14 protein-coding genes are annotated in these 15779 nt (G+C 67.4%); 11 read left to right on the top strand and 3 right to left on the bottom strand.

Features of this window, described 5'->3' with window-relative positions; all coding sequences use genetic code 11:
- Window positions 1–302: 302 nt before the first annotated feature.
- Complete coding sequence (locus OIK44_RS23265) at window positions 303–995, bottom strand: hypothetical protein (protein WP_273674444.1); 693 nt, start codon at window positions 993–995, stop codon at window positions 303–305.
- Window positions 996–1111: 116 nt separating this feature from the next.
- Here OIK44_RS23265 and OIK44_RS23260 point away from each other — a divergent pair, with 116 nt between their 5' ends.
- Window positions 1112–1852: a substrate-binding periplasmic protein gene (locus tag OIK44_RS23260; RefSeq protein WP_273674347.1), complete on the top strand. Its 741-nt coding sequence runs from the start codon at window positions 1112–1114 to the stop codon at window positions 1850–1852.
- 40 nt (window positions 1853–1892) lie between these two features.
- Here the strand turns inward: OIK44_RS23260 and OIK44_RS23255 are convergent, their stop codons facing one another.
- Window positions 1893–2789, bottom strand: a complete 897-nt coding sequence (locus tag OIK44_RS23255) for a DMT family transporter (protein WP_273674346.1) — start codon at window positions 2787–2789, stop codon at window positions 1893–1895.
- A gap of 193 nt (window positions 2790–2982) precedes the next feature.
- Here OIK44_RS23255 and gcvA point away from each other — a divergent pair, with 193 nt between their 5' ends.
- Complete coding sequence (gene gcvA / locus OIK44_RS23250; RefSeq protein WP_273674345.1) at window positions 2983–3903, top strand: transcriptional regulator GcvA; 921 nt, start codon at window positions 2983–2985, stop codon at window positions 3901–3903.
- Here the strand turns inward: gcvA and orn are convergent.
- Window positions 3893–4477, bottom strand: a complete 585-nt coding sequence (gene orn, locus OIK44_RS23245; RefSeq protein WP_273674344.1) for an oligoribonuclease — start codon at window positions 4475–4477, stop codon at window positions 3893–3895. The genes gcvA and orn overlap by 11 nt on opposite strands.
- Before the next feature lie 52 nt (window positions 4478–4529).
- Here orn and OIK44_RS23240 point away from each other — a divergent pair, with 52 nt between their 5' ends.
- The 9 genes from OIK44_RS23240 to OIK44_RS23200 form a co-directional block, all read left to right on the top strand.
- Window positions 4530–5798 carry a M48 family metallopeptidase gene (locus tag OIK44_RS23240; RefSeq protein WP_273674343.1) on the top strand — a complete coding sequence of 423 codons (1269 nt, stop codon included), beginning with the start codon at window positions 4530–4532 and terminating at the stop codon, window positions 5796–5798.
- Between the two features lie 14 nt (window positions 5799–5812).
- Window positions 5813–6178 (top strand): 4a-hydroxytetrahydrobiopterin dehydratase, encoded by a 366-nt coding sequence (locus OIK44_RS23235; RefSeq protein WP_273674341.1) that lies wholly within the window; start codon window positions 5813–5815, stop codon window positions 6176–6178.
- Window positions 6175–7065, top strand: coding sequence for a ribosome small subunit-dependent GTPase A (rsgA, locus tag OIK44_RS23230; RefSeq protein ID WP_273674340.1), 891 nt, complete (start codon window positions 6175–6177; stop codon window positions 7063–7065). The genes OIK44_RS23235 and rsgA overlap by 4 nt, the downstream gene beginning before the upstream one ends.
- Before the next feature lie 121 nt (window positions 7066–7186).
- Complete coding sequence (locus OIK44_RS23225) at window positions 7187–10018, top strand: ATP-binding protein (protein ID WP_273674339.1); 2832 nt, start codon at window positions 7187–7189, stop codon at window positions 10016–10018.
- Window positions 10019–10246: 228 nt separating this feature from the next.
- Window positions 10247–11167 carry an ornithine carbamoyltransferase gene (gene argF / locus OIK44_RS23220; RefSeq protein ID WP_273674338.1) on the top strand — a complete coding sequence of 307 codons (921 nt, stop codon included), beginning with the start codon at window positions 10247–10249 and terminating at the stop codon, window positions 11165–11167.
- A gap of 33 nt (window positions 11168–11200) precedes the next feature.
- Window positions 11201–12433 (top strand): argininosuccinate synthase, encoded by a 1233-nt coding sequence (locus tag OIK44_RS23215; RefSeq protein WP_273674337.1) that lies wholly within the window; start codon window positions 11201–11203, stop codon window positions 12431–12433.
- 162 nt (window positions 12434–12595) lie between these two features.
- Entirely contained in the window at window positions 12596–14407 is a 1812-nt protein-coding gene (locus OIK44_RS23210; protein WP_273674335.1) for a methyl-accepting chemotaxis protein, read from the top strand.
- A gap of 11 nt (window positions 14408–14418) precedes the next feature.
- The gene (locus OIK44_RS23205; protein WP_273674333.1) at window positions 14419–14877 is read left to right on the top strand and encodes a chemotaxis protein CheW; all 459 of its coding nucleotides are present in this window, start codon (window positions 14419–14421) and stop codon (window positions 14875–14877) included.
- A partial coding sequence (locus tag OIK44_RS23200; RefSeq protein ID WP_273674331.1) for a CheR family methyltransferase occupies window positions 14874–15779 on the top strand: 906 nt, incomplete at its 3' end. The genes OIK44_RS23205 and OIK44_RS23200, both read left to right, overlap by 4 nt.

Raw genomic sequence — 15779 nt, 5'->3', positions numbered from 1 at the left:
AAAATTTTGCGTCGGTGTAAACGAGATTCGCCACCAACCGTTGAGGATGTATCTCATTGCTTCCAGAGAAGACGAGGATGAAGCGCTTTGTCGAAGGTCAGTGCCGTCGGCTATAAGGTACAACGGCCGTGGACGCGACACATCATCTGGTCGTGGCCCACGAGGTCACAAATGTCGGCACGGACCACGGCCATCTATCGCCAATGAGCGGGCTGGCGCGATCTGCAATGGTGGCCAAGCAACTGACCCTCATCGCAGACCGCGACTATTTCAGAGGCGGGCATTCCCGCCAGGTGCGCGGTTTAGGGCGCGCTTATGATGCTGGTCAGTTCAGTGCGACGGCCCGGCATGGCGGCGCCTTGCGCATCCAGCGTTTCATAGCGGATCAGACCGAAGCCCTTGGCCAGCCAGAATGCCTCCTGGGTGGTTTCCCCCGGACGGCGGATCGTGTATTTGCACACATTGGCGAAGGTGCGGCCTGCCAGCACCACGTCCTCGAAACCGATGAAGGTGAACGTTTCCGCGTAATTTTCCGGCACCAGCGCGCCGCCGGCGGTCGAGGTATTACTCATTACGGCATATTTCATTTCCACGCTCTTGCCCGGCAATATGTTCAGCGGTATGCCCGTATCGCCGGTAACGACCGACTTGGCCAGGAATGCGCCGGCCGCGTCATATTCATATTGTCCAAGCGGACGCACATAGCCGCCCTCGATCTTCTGATAGAACTCGACGGATCGGGTGTTATTCGGGCGGAATTCGGCCAGCGCAAACGCATCGCTGCCCTCGAACTTCCCTTGAATGATTTCAACCCTGTCGCCGTTCGAGCGCAGGTATTTCACGCCGGGGGTATACACGGCGCAATCGCCGAACGTGGGCGCCGCCGGAACGGCGGGCCGGACGGCCGTCGTGCCAGACTGGGGATCGGACGACCCGCCGCATGCGCTCAAGAGCAAGGCCGAGAATACGAGAATAAATGCTGATTGCTGCTTCATGGACTACCTTTGCGCGAAATAGGAAAGACATATACCTTAGCACAAATATTACTCAAAAGAAACTATTTACATCAAGGAAAACATCACCATCCCCACCCCCGTGTTATGATTTTCCGATGAAGAATTCCCTGTCCGGTATCGCGCTGGCCTGCGCCTGCCTCTTTGCCGGGGCCAGCCGCGCCGACACCGTCATCGTCTACACCAGCGCCAATTTTGCCCCGCTGATGATAGACGGCGAACGCGGCATCTACCCGGACCTGATCGGCTATCTGAACCGGAAAAAAATCGCCGACTACACCTTCAAGCTGGTCTACCTGCCGCGCAAACGCCTGCAGGTGAAACTGGAAGACGGCAGCCTGAACGGCATCGTCATCGGCATGATGCCGCAGTGGCTCAACGACACCGGGCAAAGCAAATACCTGTGGACGACGGCGTTCGCCCACGACCGCTTCGTGCTGGTGTCAACGGCCGCCAGGCCGCTCAATCCGCAGGAGCCGGCCACGCTGGCCGGCGCGACGATAGGCTTGACGCTGGGCTATGTGTATCCGGGCATCGACGAATGGATACGCCGCCACGGCCTGATACGCCACGACGCGCTCAGCGAGGAAAAAAACCTCGACAAGCTGCTGCGCAACCGCGTCGACTGCAGCGCCGTCGTCGAATCGATGGTGCGCTATTACATCAAGAAGAATAATTTGTACGGGCAATTCAAGATCGCGGCCATGCCCGGCCCGGGCACCGACCGGCGCTTCCTGGCGCCGCGCGCGCAGCAAGCCGTGTTCGACAAGCTGGTCCCGGTCATCAACAAACTCAAGGACGACCCCGAGTGGAAGCGCGCGCTGGCGCAATACGAATGAGCGTGCCCGCGGCGTTTGCCGCGGATATAAAAACCGCGGCCTAGGCGCCGCTGGCCGCCGCGATGGCGGCCGGCCTGGCCGGCGCGCGCTGCGCCAGCAGCACCACCGCCGTCAGCACCAGCGCGCCGCCCAGCAATTGGCTGGCGCTGACCGTTTCATGCAGCATCGCCACGCCCAGGCCCAGCGTCACCACCGGCTCCAGCGTCGACAGGATCGATGCCTGCGCGGCGCCGATGGCGTTCACGCCGGCCAGGAAGCAGGCAATCGCCACGGCCGTCGAGAACAACGCGATGGCCGCCACGGCCAGCCAGCCGTTGGCGCTGGCCGGCAGGGCGACGCCATGCCACAGCGCCAGCCCGGTGTTGGTGACGGCCGCCGTGGCCATGATGACCACGCAGGCGGCCAGGGGATGGGTGTCCTGGCGGCTCTGCGACAAGCGGTTGCCGATCAGGATGTAGCAGGCGTAAATGCCGGCCGCCAGCAGCGCCAGCGCGATGCCGATCGGCTGGCCCTGCAGTTTGCCGCCCAGCGTGACGGCCATGCCGCCGACGGCCACCAGCATCAGCACCAGCATGCGCCGGTCCATCTTTTCCCAGCCGAGCGCCAGCGCCAGCGCCGTCACCAGCACCGGATACACATACAGCAGCATGCCGACCAGGCCGCTGCTGGCGTATAGCAGCGCGTTGAAATAGCTTTGCGACTGCGCCGTATACATGCAGCCCATCAGCATATAACCGGCCAGCACCCGGCCGCGCGGCAACTGCCAGCCCCGCATCCACACGACGGGCGCCAGCATCAGCGCCGCCAGCAGGAAGCGCAGCGCCAGCAGGGTCGACGGCGTCACGCCGGACGCGTAAGCCGCATTGGCGAACAGGGCCATGCTGCCGAAACCTATTGCCGACAGCAATACCAAAGCGACCGAGCGCCGATGAGACATGATGCATCCTTTGCACAGCGGGGACAGACCGCCATGTTGATGAAATATTTCCCGAAAATCGTGGTCTGTCCCCACGCGGGATGCGTCAATTTAATTGTGGGTCGTAAATTTCCAACAAGGGCATGATATTCCCTTGCGCAGTTCGGAACAAACCAATATTCTTTTCGCTAAGACTAAATATTATTGAGGCTATATGTCGCGCCACCTTCCCCCGCTCGCCGCCCTGCACGCCTTCGAGGCGGCCGCGCGCAACCAGGGTTTCCAGCGCGCCGGCGAGGAGTTGCACGTGTCGGCCGGCGCCATCGGCCACCACGTCAAGCAGCTTGAGGCTTGGCTGGGCGTGCCCTTGTTCCAGCGCATGGCGCGCGGCGTCGCGCTCACCAGCGCCGGCCAGCGCTACGCCGAGGCCCTGCGCCCCATCCTCGACCGGCTGGCCGACGTCTCCGAAACGGCCCGCCGGCAGGGCGAGGAGCGCGTCATCACGGTGACGGCGACGACCTCGCTGGTGACGCGCTGGCTGATGCCGCGCCTGGGCCGGCTGCGCGACCGCCACCCGCAGATCGAGCTGCGCGTGCTGGCCTCGACCAACGCCGTCGACCTGGCGCGCGACGGCGTCGACGTGGCGATACGCCTGGGGCCGGGGCATTATCCCGGCTTGAAGGTGGATTTATTGATGGAGGAGTGGTTCGTCGCCGTCTGCAGCCCGGACTTCCTGGCCGCCGCCGCCGACTTGCGCGGCCCGGCCGATTTGCGCCGCTACACGCTGCTGCACGACGAGCCGGAGGCGCGCCTGCCCGCCGAGATGAACTGGGGACGCTGGATGCAGCACTGCGGCGTGCCCTACCCCGGCGGCGCCGGGCCGCGCTTTTCGCACACGTATCTGAGCCTGGAGGCGGCCGCCGCCGGCCAGGGCGTGGCGCTGGCGGCCGAGCCGCTGATCGCCGCCGACCTGGCGTCGGGGCGGCTGGTGCGCGCGCTGGAGCATCGCGTGCGCGGGCCGTACTGCTACTATTTGCTGCGCTCGGCGCAGGCGGAAACCAATCCGCTGCTGCACGCGTTTTGCGACTGGCTCATCGCCGAGGCGCGCGGGCCGGGCGCCGCGCTCACAGCTTGATGAAGTGCTCGCGGTAGTATTTCAACTCTTCGATCGACTCGACGATGTCGGCCATCGCCGTGTGCATCTGGTGCTTCTTGAAGCCGGAGGCGATTTCCGGCTTCCAGCGCTTGCACAGCTCTTTCAGGGTCGAGACGTCGAGGTTGCGGTAGTGGAAGAACGCTTCCAGCTTCGGCATGCCGCGCACCATGAAGCGGCGGTCCTGGCCGATGGTGTTGCCGCACATCGGCGATTTACCGGCCGGCACATATTTTTTCAGGAACGCGATCAGCTCGGCCTCGGCCTGCTCTTCGGTGACGGTGGAGGCCTTGACGCGCTCGATCAAGCCGGAGCGGCCGTGCGTGCCCTTGTTCCAGGCGTCCATCTTGTTCAGCGTCTCGTCGGACTGGTGGATGGCGAACACGGGGCCCTCGGCCAGCAGGTTCAGGTGCATGTCGGTGACCACCACGGCCACTTCGATGATGCGGTCGGTGTCCGGCTCCAGGCCGGTCATTTCCATGTCGACCCAGATCAAATTCATTTCATTTGGGCGGATTGGGGTGGCGGGTGCTGCTACATCGGTCGCTTGTGACATAATTCTCTCTTGGCCAAATCAATTCAATCCGCCATTTTCTCACAGGCATAGAATGTATTCACTCGCGTTTTCGATTTTGTTTGTATCTTTCCTCATTTTGACGCTAGTCGTGCGCTTCTGGCTTGCTTCGCGCCACATCCGCCATGTGCTGACCCACCGCGCCCAGGTCCCGGCCGAATTCGCCGCGACGATCCCGCTGGCGGCGCACCAGAAGGCGGCCGACTACACGGTGGCCAAGACCAAATTCGGCCTGCTCACCCTGCTCGTCAACAGCGCCGTGCTGATCGGCTTCACGCTGCTGGGCGGCCTGCAATGGCTGTCGCTCGAAGTGTTCAAGCTGGCCGGCTCCGGCATGCTCTACCAGCTCGGCCTGCTGGCCGCCTTCGCCGCCGTCTCCGGCCTGATCGACCTGCCCTTCGACTACTACCGGCAATTCTCGCTCGAGCAGCGCTTCGGCTTCAACAAGATGCGCCGCGGCCTGTTCTTCGCCGACCTGTTCAAGGGCCTGCTGCTGGGCGCGGCCATCGGCCTGCCGCTGGCCTGGGTGGTGCTGACGCTGATGGAAAAAACCGGCGCCCTGTGGTGGTTCTACGCCTGGCTGGTGTGGAGCGGCTTCCAGCTGCTGATGATGGTGCTGTTCCCGACCGTTATCGCGCCGCTGTTCAACAAGTTCACGCCGCTGGCCGACGCCGCGCTGAAGGCGCGCATCGAGGGCCTGATGCAGCGCGTCGGCTTCGCCTCGAAAGGCTTGTTCGTCATGGACGGCTCGAAGCGCAGCGCCCACGGCAACGCCTACTTCTCCGGCTTCGGCGCCAACAAGCGCATCGTCTTCTTCGACACGCTGCTGGCGCGCCTGGCGCCGCAGGAAATCGAGGCCGTGCTGGCGCACGAGCTGGGCCACTTCAAGCTCAAGCACATCGTCAAGCGCATCGCCATGATGTTCGCCGTCTCGCTGGCCCTGCTGGCGCTGCTCGGCTACCTGAAGAACCAGCTGTGGTTCTACACGGGCCTGGGGGTCGACCCGCTGCTGCTGGCCGGCCAGCCGAACGACGCCATGGCGCTGCTGCTGTTCATGCTGGCGCTGCCCGTGTTCACTTTCCTGTTCGGGCCGCTGACCTCGCTCAGCTCGCGCAAGCACGAATTCGAGGCGGACGCCTTCGCCGCCCGCCACACCGACGCCCGCGACCTCGTCACGGCCCTCGTCAAGATGTACGAGGACAATGCCGCGACGCTGACGCCGGACCCGCTGCACTCGGCCTTTTACGACTCGCATCCGCCGGCCAGCGTGCGCATCCGCCATTTGAATCTGGCCACGCAATGAGTCAGGAGACAAGCATGAACACCACCGAATTGAGCGCGCGCCAGTGCGCCCCCCGCCAGCACGCGCTGGACCACGCCGCCATCGCGCCGCTGCTGGCGCAACTGCCCGGCTGGCGCATCGAGCACGGCCAGCTATGCAAGGGCTACGCCTTCCGCGACTATTACCAGACGCTGGCCTTCGTCAACGCGCTGGCCTATATGACGCACGCCCAGGACCACCATCCCGAGCTGACGGTCGGCTACCGCGAGTGCGCGGTGCGCTACGCCACCCACTCCGTCAACGCCGGCCAGGGCGGCCTGTCCGAGAACGACTTCATCTGCGCCGCCAAGGCCGACGCCATCTACCGCAGCGGCACGCCGGGCGCGGCGGTGGCCGCATGAGCCAACTGCTCGCCACCATCATCGCCGCCCACGGGCGCCACTACCTGGCCGACGCCGACGGCGTCAAGCTGCAGTGCGTCACGCGCGGCAAGAAGACCAATGTCGCCGTCGGCGACATCGTCAAGCTCAGCATGACGTCGGCGGACCAGGGCGTGATCGACGCGATCACCGAGCGCAAGACGCTGCTGTACCGCTCCGACCAATACAAGTCGAAGCTGCTGGCGGCCAACCTGACGCAGTTGTTCATCGTCGTCGCCACCGAACCGGGCTTCGCCGACGACCTGATCTCGCGCTCGCTGGTGGCGGCCGACGCGGCCGGCATCGCGGCGCGCATCATCCTCAACAAAACCGACGTGACGGCCTCGCTGGCGCGCACGCGCGAGCGGCTGCAGCCCTACGCGGCGCTGGGCTACCCCATCCACGAAGTGTCGGCCCGCGCCGAGCCCGAGCACGCCGTCGCCACGCTGGGGCCCCTGCTGGCCGGGCAATCGTCCATCCTCATCGGCCAGTCCGGCATGGGCAAGTCCTCGCTGATCAACCTGCTGGTGCCGGACGCCGACATCGCCGTGCGCGAAATCTCGGCGGCGCTCGACACCGGCAAGCACACGACGACCTTCACCCGCCTGTACCAGCTGGGCCGGGAGGCGGCCATCATCGACTCGCCCGGCTTCCAGGAGTTCGGCCTGTACCACCTCAGCGAGGGCATGCTGGAGCGCGCCTTCCGCGAATTCCAGCCCTACCTGGGCGGCTGCAAATTCTACAACTGCCGCCACCTGATCGAGCCGCAGTGCGCGGTGCTGGCCGCCGTCGCCGAGGGCAAGATCGCGCGCATGCGCCACACCCTGTACGGCCAGCTGCTGCACGAATCGGCGCAAACCCTGTACTGAGCCGCCCGGCCGCCGCGCGCTATCCCGCTGGGCATCTTGTCAAATGCAGAATACAATGCTGACAAGCATTATTTAGCCGGCCCGACGGGCCGGCGCCCACCTACGCTCAGGGGATAGTCAGATGGAGATGTTCGCGCTCGACGAGCAGGTCGCGCAATGGGAGGCGGCGCTGCTGCCGCTGCGCGGCGCGGCGCGTTTGCCGGCGCTGGTGCCGCTGGCCTGGCACGTGCGCCAGCGCGACAGCGCGCGCGCCGCCGCGCTGGCGGCCGAGGCGCAGGCGCTGCTGGCGGCGGCGGCGCTGCCGCCGCCGGCCCACCGCGTCATCGCCGCCCGCCTGCTGCTGGTGCAGGCCGAGACGGCCTGGTTGCACGGCGCCCTGGACGCCGCCGACGCCCAGGCCGACGCCGCCTTCGACATGCTCAGCGCGCTGGGCGACGCCACCGGCCGCGCCGACGCCCACTGGCTGCGGGCCTGGATCGCCGTCGACCGCGGCGAACACGGCCGCTGCGACGCCGAACTGCTGCGCGCCGCCGACGCCGCGCGCGAAGCCGGCGACGCGCTGCGCGTGGCCATCGCCGAGGCGGCCACGGCGCGCTGGGCCGTGCTGCGCGACCTGCACGCGGCCAGCGCCCGCTGGGGCGGCCGCTTCGACAGCGCGGACGCCTTGCCGGCCGCGCTGGCGGCCTGGGTCAACGACTTCCACGGCCTGGCGGCGAGCCAGTCGCGCGACCTGGGCGCGGCCGCCGGCCACTACATGCGCTGCTACGAGACGGCGCTGGAGACGGGCCAGCTGCGCCAGGCCATCACGGCCGCCGCCAACATCGGCGGCTACTTCACCCGCCTCAACGACCACCAGGCCGCGCTCGAATGGAAGCAGTGCGCGCTCGACCTGGCGCGCCCGACCGGCTGGCCGCGCAGCGTCGGCGCCTGCCTGATGCACACGGCCGAATCGATGCGCCGCCTGGGCCGGCTCGACGCCGCCGCCGAGCTGCTGCAGGAGGCGCTGCGCATCCTGGCACCGCTGTCGGGCTCGCGCAGCTACGCCATCGCGCTGCGCTACCTGGGCGACCTGAAACTGGACCAGGGCGACTACGGCGCCGCGCTGGACGCCTTCGAGCGCCTCGGACAGCGCGCCGACGCGCTCGACCAGGCCGACTTCCAAAGCGCGGCGCGGCGCGGCCAGGCGCACGCCCTGTCGTCGCTGGCGCGGCCGGACGAGGCGCTGCAGGCGGCGCTGACGGCCGCCGCGCTGGCGGCGCGCCAGGGCCACGCCTACAACCACATCGCCGCGCTGCGCGTGCTGGCGCTGCTCCACGCCCGCCACGCGCTGCCGGCGCCGCAGCCGATGGAGGCGCTGAACCCGGCGCTGCACTATCTGCACCAGGCGCTGGCCGTGGCCGGCGGCATCCCCGGCTACATCCTGCCGGGCGACCTGCTCGACGCGCTGGCGCGCGAATACGCCCGGGCCGGCGAATACGAGCAAGCCTACGCGATCGCCCAGCAGGCCGGCGCCGCGCGCGAAAAAACCCACGGCCAGGAAGCCACCAACCGCGCCATCGCCATGCAGGTCCACCATCAGACCGAGCACGCCCGCGCCGAAGGTTACCACCACCGCGAACTGGCCGAGTCCGAGGCCAGGCGCGCCGCCGTGCTGCAGCAGACCAGCGCCACGCTGGAGCGGCTCTCGGCGATTGGCCAGGAAATCACCACCCACCTCGACGCCCGCGCCGTGTTCGACGTGCTGGACCGGCACGTCCACGCGCTGCTGCCGACCACCACCTTCGCCATCTATCTGACCGACCCGGCCGCCGGCGCGCTGCAGCGCGCCTACGGCGTCGAGGCGGGCCAGGCGCTGCCGACCAACAGCATCGCCCTCGCCGAGCGCCAGGCCTATTCGGTGCGCTGCCTGCTGGAGCGGCGCGAAGTCTACGTCGAGCGCGTGCCGCGGGCGCGCCACGCGACGGTCGTGCCGGGCACGCGGGTCAACCTCAGCGTGCTGTACGTGCCGCTGGTCGTCGGCGAGCGCGTGATGGGCGTGATGACGGTGCAGGCGCGCCACGCCGAGGCCTACGGCGAGCGCGAGCGGCTGATCTTCCGCACCCTGTGCGCCTACGGCGCCATCGCCCTCGACAACGCCAACGCCTACCGCCAGCTGAAGGATGCGCAGACCCAGCTGGTGTCGCAGGAAAAGCTGGCGGCGCTGGGCGCGCTGATGGCCGGCGTCGCCCACGAACTCAACACGCCGATCGGCAACAGCCTGCTGATCGCCAGCACCATGCAGCAGAAAACCGAGGAGCTGGCGCGCCTGATGGACGGGCCGGGCCTGCGCCGCTCCGACCTGGCCGCCTTCATCGGCGACGCCAAGAAGGCGGCCGGGCTGGTCATGCGCGGGCTGCACAGCGCGGCCGACCTCGTCAACAGCTTCAAGCAAGTGGCCGTCGACCGCACCACCGAGCAGCGCCGCCTGTTCGACCTGCAGCAAGTGGCGCACGAAATCATCGCCACGGTGATGAACCGCATCCGCGGCGGCGGCCACCAGATCGCCTTCGACATTCCGGCGCTGATCATGATGGACAGCTACCCCGGCCCCTTCGGCCAGGTCGCCACCAACCTCATCAACAACGCCCTGCTGCACGCCTTCGACGGCGTCGAGGGCGGACAGATGTGGCTGTCGGCGCGGCTGGCCGCGCCCGGCCGCGTCCACATCACCTTCCGCGACGACGGCGGCGGCATCGCCGAAGCACACCGCCAGCGCATCTTCGACCCCTTCTTCACCACCAAACTGGGGCAAGGCGGCAGCGGGCTGGGGCTATCGATCAGCTACAACATCGTCACCTCCCTGCTGGGCGGCAGCATCAGCGTGCACAGCGGCGACGCCGGCACCACCTTCACCGTCGACCTGCCGCTGACGGCGCCGCAGCACGACCCGGCCCGCCCCGCCACCATCTATTGAGCCGCCTCAAGCTGGGGTCAGGTCTAGACATGGCGGTTTGTGGCGCGCCTGCGACAAACCGCCATGTCTAGACCTGACCCCATTGTTTCGGGCGGGAAAGATTCGACGCGGCGGCGGCGGCCCGCGCCGGCCATCCTTCCCATTCCAAAAGCAAAACCCTTATAATTGATCCGCTTAACGGCGGGAAAGGCACGCCGCCGGCGGCCTCCGCATCCTCAAGTGGTCTATATGTCTACCAAAAAACCGATCAAGCACTACCTCCAGTTTTCCGACTTCACGTTGGCCGAATATGAATACGTGATCGAGCGCGCCCATCTGATTAAGCGTAAGTTCAAGAACTATGAGATTTACCATCCGCTGATCGACCGCACGCTGGTGATGGTGTTTGAGAAGAATTCGACGCGCACCCGCCTGTCCTTCGAGGCCGGCATGCACCAGCTGGGCGGCGCCGCCATTTATTTGAATACCCGCGACAGCCAGCTGGGCCGCGGCGAGCCCGTCGAGGACGCCGGCCAGGTGATGTCGCGCATGTGCGATATCATCATGGTGCGCACTTTCGGCCAGGATATCATCGAGCGTTTCGCCGCCCATTCGCGCGTGCCGGTGATTAACGGCTTGACCAATGAGCACCACCCCTGCCAGGTGCTGGCCGATATTTTCACCTATATCGAGCACCGCGGCTCGATCGCCGGCAAGGTCGTCGCCTGGATAGGCGACGCCAATAATATGTTGTATTCGTGGCTGCAGGCGGCCGAGGTGTTCGGCTTCCACGTCCACGTGTCGACGCCGAAGGGCTATGATATGGATCTGTCCCAGGTGGCGACGCGCCGCTACACCTTCTTCGACAGCCCCTCCGACGCCTGCGCCGGCGCCCACCTGGTCAACACCGACGTCTGGACCAGCATGGGGTACGAGGCCGAGAACGCGGCCCGCCTGCAAGCCTTCGACGGCTGGATCGTCGACGCCGCCAAGATGGCCCGCGCCGCCCCGGACGCGCTGTTCATGCATTGCCTGCCGGCCCACCGCGGCGAGGAGGTCGCCGCCGAGGTCATCGACGGCCCGCAGTCGGTCGTCTGGGACGAGGCGGAGAACCGCCTGCATGTGCAGAAAGCCCTGATCGAGTATCTGCTGCTGGGCCAGATCAACTGAACACCCCCCGTATCAACGACAATTGGAACCATGATGAGCGATATCAAAAAAGTAGTGCTGGCCTATTCGGGCGGACTGGACACCTCGGTGATCTTGAAGTGGTTGCAGGATAACTATCAGTGCGAGATCGTCACCTTCACGGCCGACCTCGGCCAGGGCGAGGAGCTGGAGCCGGCCCGCGCCAAGGCGATCAAGTTCGGCATCAAGCCGGAAAACATCTATATCGACGACGTGCGCGAGGAGTTCGTCCGCGATTTCGTCTTCCCCATGTTCCGCGCCAACACCGTCTACGAGGGCGAGTACCTGCTGGGCACCTCGATCGCCCGTCCGCTGATCGCCAAGCGCTTGATCGAGATCACCCGCGCCACCGGCGCCGACGCGATTTCGCACGGCGCCACCGGCAAGGGCAACGACCAGGTGCGTTTCGAGCTGGGCGCCTACGCCTTGAAGCCGGACGTCAAGATCATCGCCCCGTGGCGCGAGTGGGACCTGCTGTCGCGCGAGAAGCTGCTGAAGTACGCCCAGGACGCCGGCATCGAAATCGACATGAAGCACAAGAACGGCGGCGCGCCGTATTCGATGGACGCGAACCTGCTGCACATCAGCTTCGAGGGGCGCCACCTGGAAAACCCCAGCGCCGAGGCGGAGGAGTCGATGTGGCGCTGGACGGTCAGCCCGGAGGCGGCGCCGGATGCGGCCGAATACCTCGACGTCGAGTACGAGAAGGGCGACATCGTCGCGCTGAACGGCGTGCGCCTGTCGCCGGCCGCCGTGCTGGCGGAGTTGAACCGGGTCGGCGGCAAGCACGGCATCGGCCGCCTCGACCTGGTCGAGAACCGCTATGTCGGCATGAAGTCGCGCGGCTGCTATGAAACCCCGGGCGGCACCATCATGCTCAAGGCCCACCGCGCGATCGAGTCGATCACGCTGGACCGCGAGGTGGCCCACCTGAAGGACGACTTGATGCCGCGCTACGCCTCGATGATTTACAACGGCTACTGGTGGGCGCCGGAGCGCCTGGCGCTGCAGACGCTGATCGACCACACGCAGCAGTGCGTGAACGGCTGGGTGCGCCTGAAGCTGTACAAGGGCAATGTCATCGTCGTCTCGCGCGATTCGCAGACCGACTCCCTGTTCGACATGAACATCGCCACCTTCGACGAGGACGGCGGCGCCTACAACCAGGCCGACGCCGGCGGCTTCATCAAGCTCAACGCGCTGCGCATGCGCATCGCCGCCGTCGCCCGCGAAAAACGCGGGCAGTAAGCCGCCTTCCCGGCCGCGGCCGGGACGCCGCGCGGGCCGCCTTCGGGCGGCCCGTTTTGTTTTCAGGGGCCGCTTTGACGCAAGTGGCGCGGCGCGCTCGCGCTGGACGGGGCAACATGCTACATTGCATGGGAGCTGAACTCGTCCTGACCTGGAGACACCATGTTAAAAGACTTGAGTATCAAAAAAAAGCTTTACCTTGGCTTCGGCGCCATCGTCGCCATCATCCTGATCCTGCTCTGCCTCGCCTACCTGAATTTCACCCGCCTGTCCGACGCCAACGTCTGGGACCGCCACACGATGGAGGTGCAGATCGAAATCGGCGAGGTCCACAACGCCATCCTGCAGATCCAGGCCGAGACGCGCGGCTACATCCTGACCGGCGACACGGTTTCGCTGACGCCGGATAAGGACGAGGCGTCGATCTTGAGCGTGCATGGGCAAAAGCTGATCGCGCTGACGGCCGACAATCCGCAGCAAAACCAGCGCATGCGCAAAATCGCCGAGTTGAGCACGGCCTGGGTCCGCGAGTGGATCACGCCGCTGATCGAGCGGCGCCGCGCGCTGGGCAACACGGCCGGCGCCGCCGACACCGTCGGCCGCATGCTGCCGCAGGGCGGCTATTCCGCCGTCAAGGAGGCCAACAAGCTGCTCGACGCCGCCGCCGCCGAGGAGGCGCGCCTGCTGCAGGAGCGCAGCCACACCTCGGCCCGGCTGCAGCAGAACATGATGCTGGTGCTGGCCCTGGGCGGCCTGCTGTGCGTGCTGCTGGCGCTGGCCATCGCCTTCCTGCTGGCGCGCGCCATCCTCGCCCCGCTGAACAGCCTGACCGAGGCCGTCGGCCGCATCGCCGCCGGCGAGCAGGCGGCCCGCGCCGCCACCACGTCGCAGGACGAGCTGGGCCAGGTGGCGCAGGCCTTCAACCGCATGGCGCAAGCCATCCAGGACAACCAGGCCAGGGAGCAGGCGGCCACGGACACGCTCAAGGCCAAGGTCGACGCGCTGCTGGCGGTGGTGTCGCGGGCCGCCTCGGGCGACTTGACGGGCCGCGTCGGCATCGGCGGCGAGGACGCCATCGGCCAGCTCGGCGGCGGCCTGGCGACGATGTTCGAGAACCTGCGCAGCCTGCTCAACAATGTGCAGAAGGCCGGCATCCAGGTGACCACCTCGGCCACCGAGATCGCCGCCTCGGCCAAGCAGCAGGAGGCCACCGGCATCGAACAGGCCCAGACCAGCGTCGAAATCCTCAGCACGACGAAGGAGATTTCCGCCAACACGGGCCAGTTGCTCAAGACCATGGAGGACGCCACCGCCGTGGCCGACTACACGACGGCGGCCACGGCCGAGGCGCAGAACAACCTGAAGCGCATGGACCAGACCATGCAGCACATGGTCGCGGCCACCGACTCGATCAACGCCAAGCTGGCCGCCCTGTCGGAAAAGGCCAGCAACATCAACAGCGTGCTGACGACGATCACCAAGGTGGCCGACCAGACCAACATCCTGTCGCTGAACGCCGCCATCGAGGCGGAAAAGGCCGGCGAGGCGGGCCGCGGCTTTTCCGTCGTCGCCACCGAGATCCGCCGCCTGGCCGACCAGACCTCGGTGTCGACCTGGGACATCGAGCAGATGCTCAAGGAGATGCAGTCGGCCGTCTCGGCCAGCGTCATGGGCATGGACAAATTCTCCGAGGAGATCCGCCGCAGCGTCGGCGAGGTGCGCCAGGTGGCCGAGCAATTGTCGTCGATGATGGACCAGGTGCAGAGGCTGACGCCGCAGTTCGACGCCGTGCTGCAGGGCATGCAGGCGCAGGCGCTCGGCGCCACGCAGATTTCCGACACGATGATGCAGTTGAACGACGCGACCCAGCAAACCGTCGAATCGCTGAAGGCCACCAGCGAGGCCGTGCACCAGTTGCAGTACGCGGCCGGCGACCTGCAGGCCAGCGTCGCCAACTTCGCCGTCGCCACCTAGGCGGGGGCCGCGTGAAGGCGCTGATCTTCCACCTCGGCGCGGACCGCTACGCGCTGCCGCTGGGCGCGGTCGTGCGCGTGCTGCCGCTGCTGCAACTGAAGCGGCTGCCGCAGGCGCCCGCCGCCGTCGCCGGCCTGATGGACTTCCACGGCACGCCGGTGCCGGTGGTCGAGCTGTGCGTGCTGGCCGGGCTGGCGCCGGCGCCCGAGCAGGTCGACACGCGCATCGTCGTGGTCGACTACGCGGCGCCGGACGGGGGCGCGCATTGGCTCGGCTTGCTGGCGCAGCAGGTGCGCGGCGTCCAGGAGGTGGCGCCGGCGGCGCTGCGCGACAGCGGCGTCGCCGCCGCGCCCTTCCTCGGCCAGGTCGCCAGCGACGCCGCCGGCATCGTCCAGCTCGTCGAACTGGCGCAGTTGCTGCCGCAGGCGCTGCGCGCGGCGCTGTTCCCGCGCCCCGGGGGCGGCGCATGAACGTCCAGGCCCTGCTGCGCCAGGCCACCGGCCTGAACCTGTCGAAGGCGGCGGCCGAGCGGGCCGTGCGCCAGCGCATGGCCGAGCGCGCCTGCACCGACAGCGACAGCTATCTGCGCGAGCTCGGCGCCGACGAGCTGGCGCAGCTGGTCGAGTTGGTGGTCGTGCCGGAGTCCTGGCTGTTCCGCGATCCGCAAGCCTTCCACGCCGCCACCGCCTTCGTGCGCCGGCGCATGGCCGGCGCCGGCCGGCCGCTGCGCATCCTGTCGCTGCCCTGCGCCGCCGGCGAGGAGCCGTACTCGATGGCGATGGCGCTGCGCGACGCCGGCGTGCCCGACGACGCCTACAGCATCGACGCCGTCGACCTGAGCCCGGCCTGCATCGCCCGCGCGCGCCGCGGCGTGTACGGGCGCAACGCCTTCCGCGGCGGCGACACCGGCTTTCGCGAGCGCTACTTCAGCCACGTCGGCGAGGACGAGTACCGCATCGCCGAGGCGCTGCGCGCGCAGGTCCATTTCAGCCAGGGCAATCTGCTGCGCTTCGACACGGCCAGCTACGCCGGCTATTACGACGTGGTGTTTTGCCGCAATCTGCTGATCTATTTCGACAAGCCGACGACGGCGGCCGCCATCGCCACGCTGGCGGCGCTGCTGGCCGAGGACGGCATGCTGCTGGCCGGCTACGCCGAGGTGCCGTCGTTCTGCCGCCACGGCTTTACGCCGCTGCAGCACAAGCAGGCGTTCGCGCTGGGAAAGCGGCCGGCGGCGCCGCCGCCGGCGCCGACGGCGCCCCGGCCGGCGCGTTCGCTGTTCGCCGCCTCGACGCCACCGGCCGCCGCGCCGCGTGCGCCGCCGCGCGCGCCGCTGCCGGCCAGCGCCAGCGCGCCATGCCTGGCCCCCGCC

This window comes from Janthinobacterium fluminis (assembly GCF_028595325.1).
In the GTDB taxonomy this organism is placed as follows: Bacteria; Pseudomonadota; Gammaproteobacteria; order Burkholderiales; family Burkholderiaceae_D; genus Janthinobacterium; species Janthinobacterium fluminis.
The sequence above is the reverse complement of the archived record's forward strand: the minus strand, read 5'-3'. Positions and strand labels throughout refer to the sequence as shown.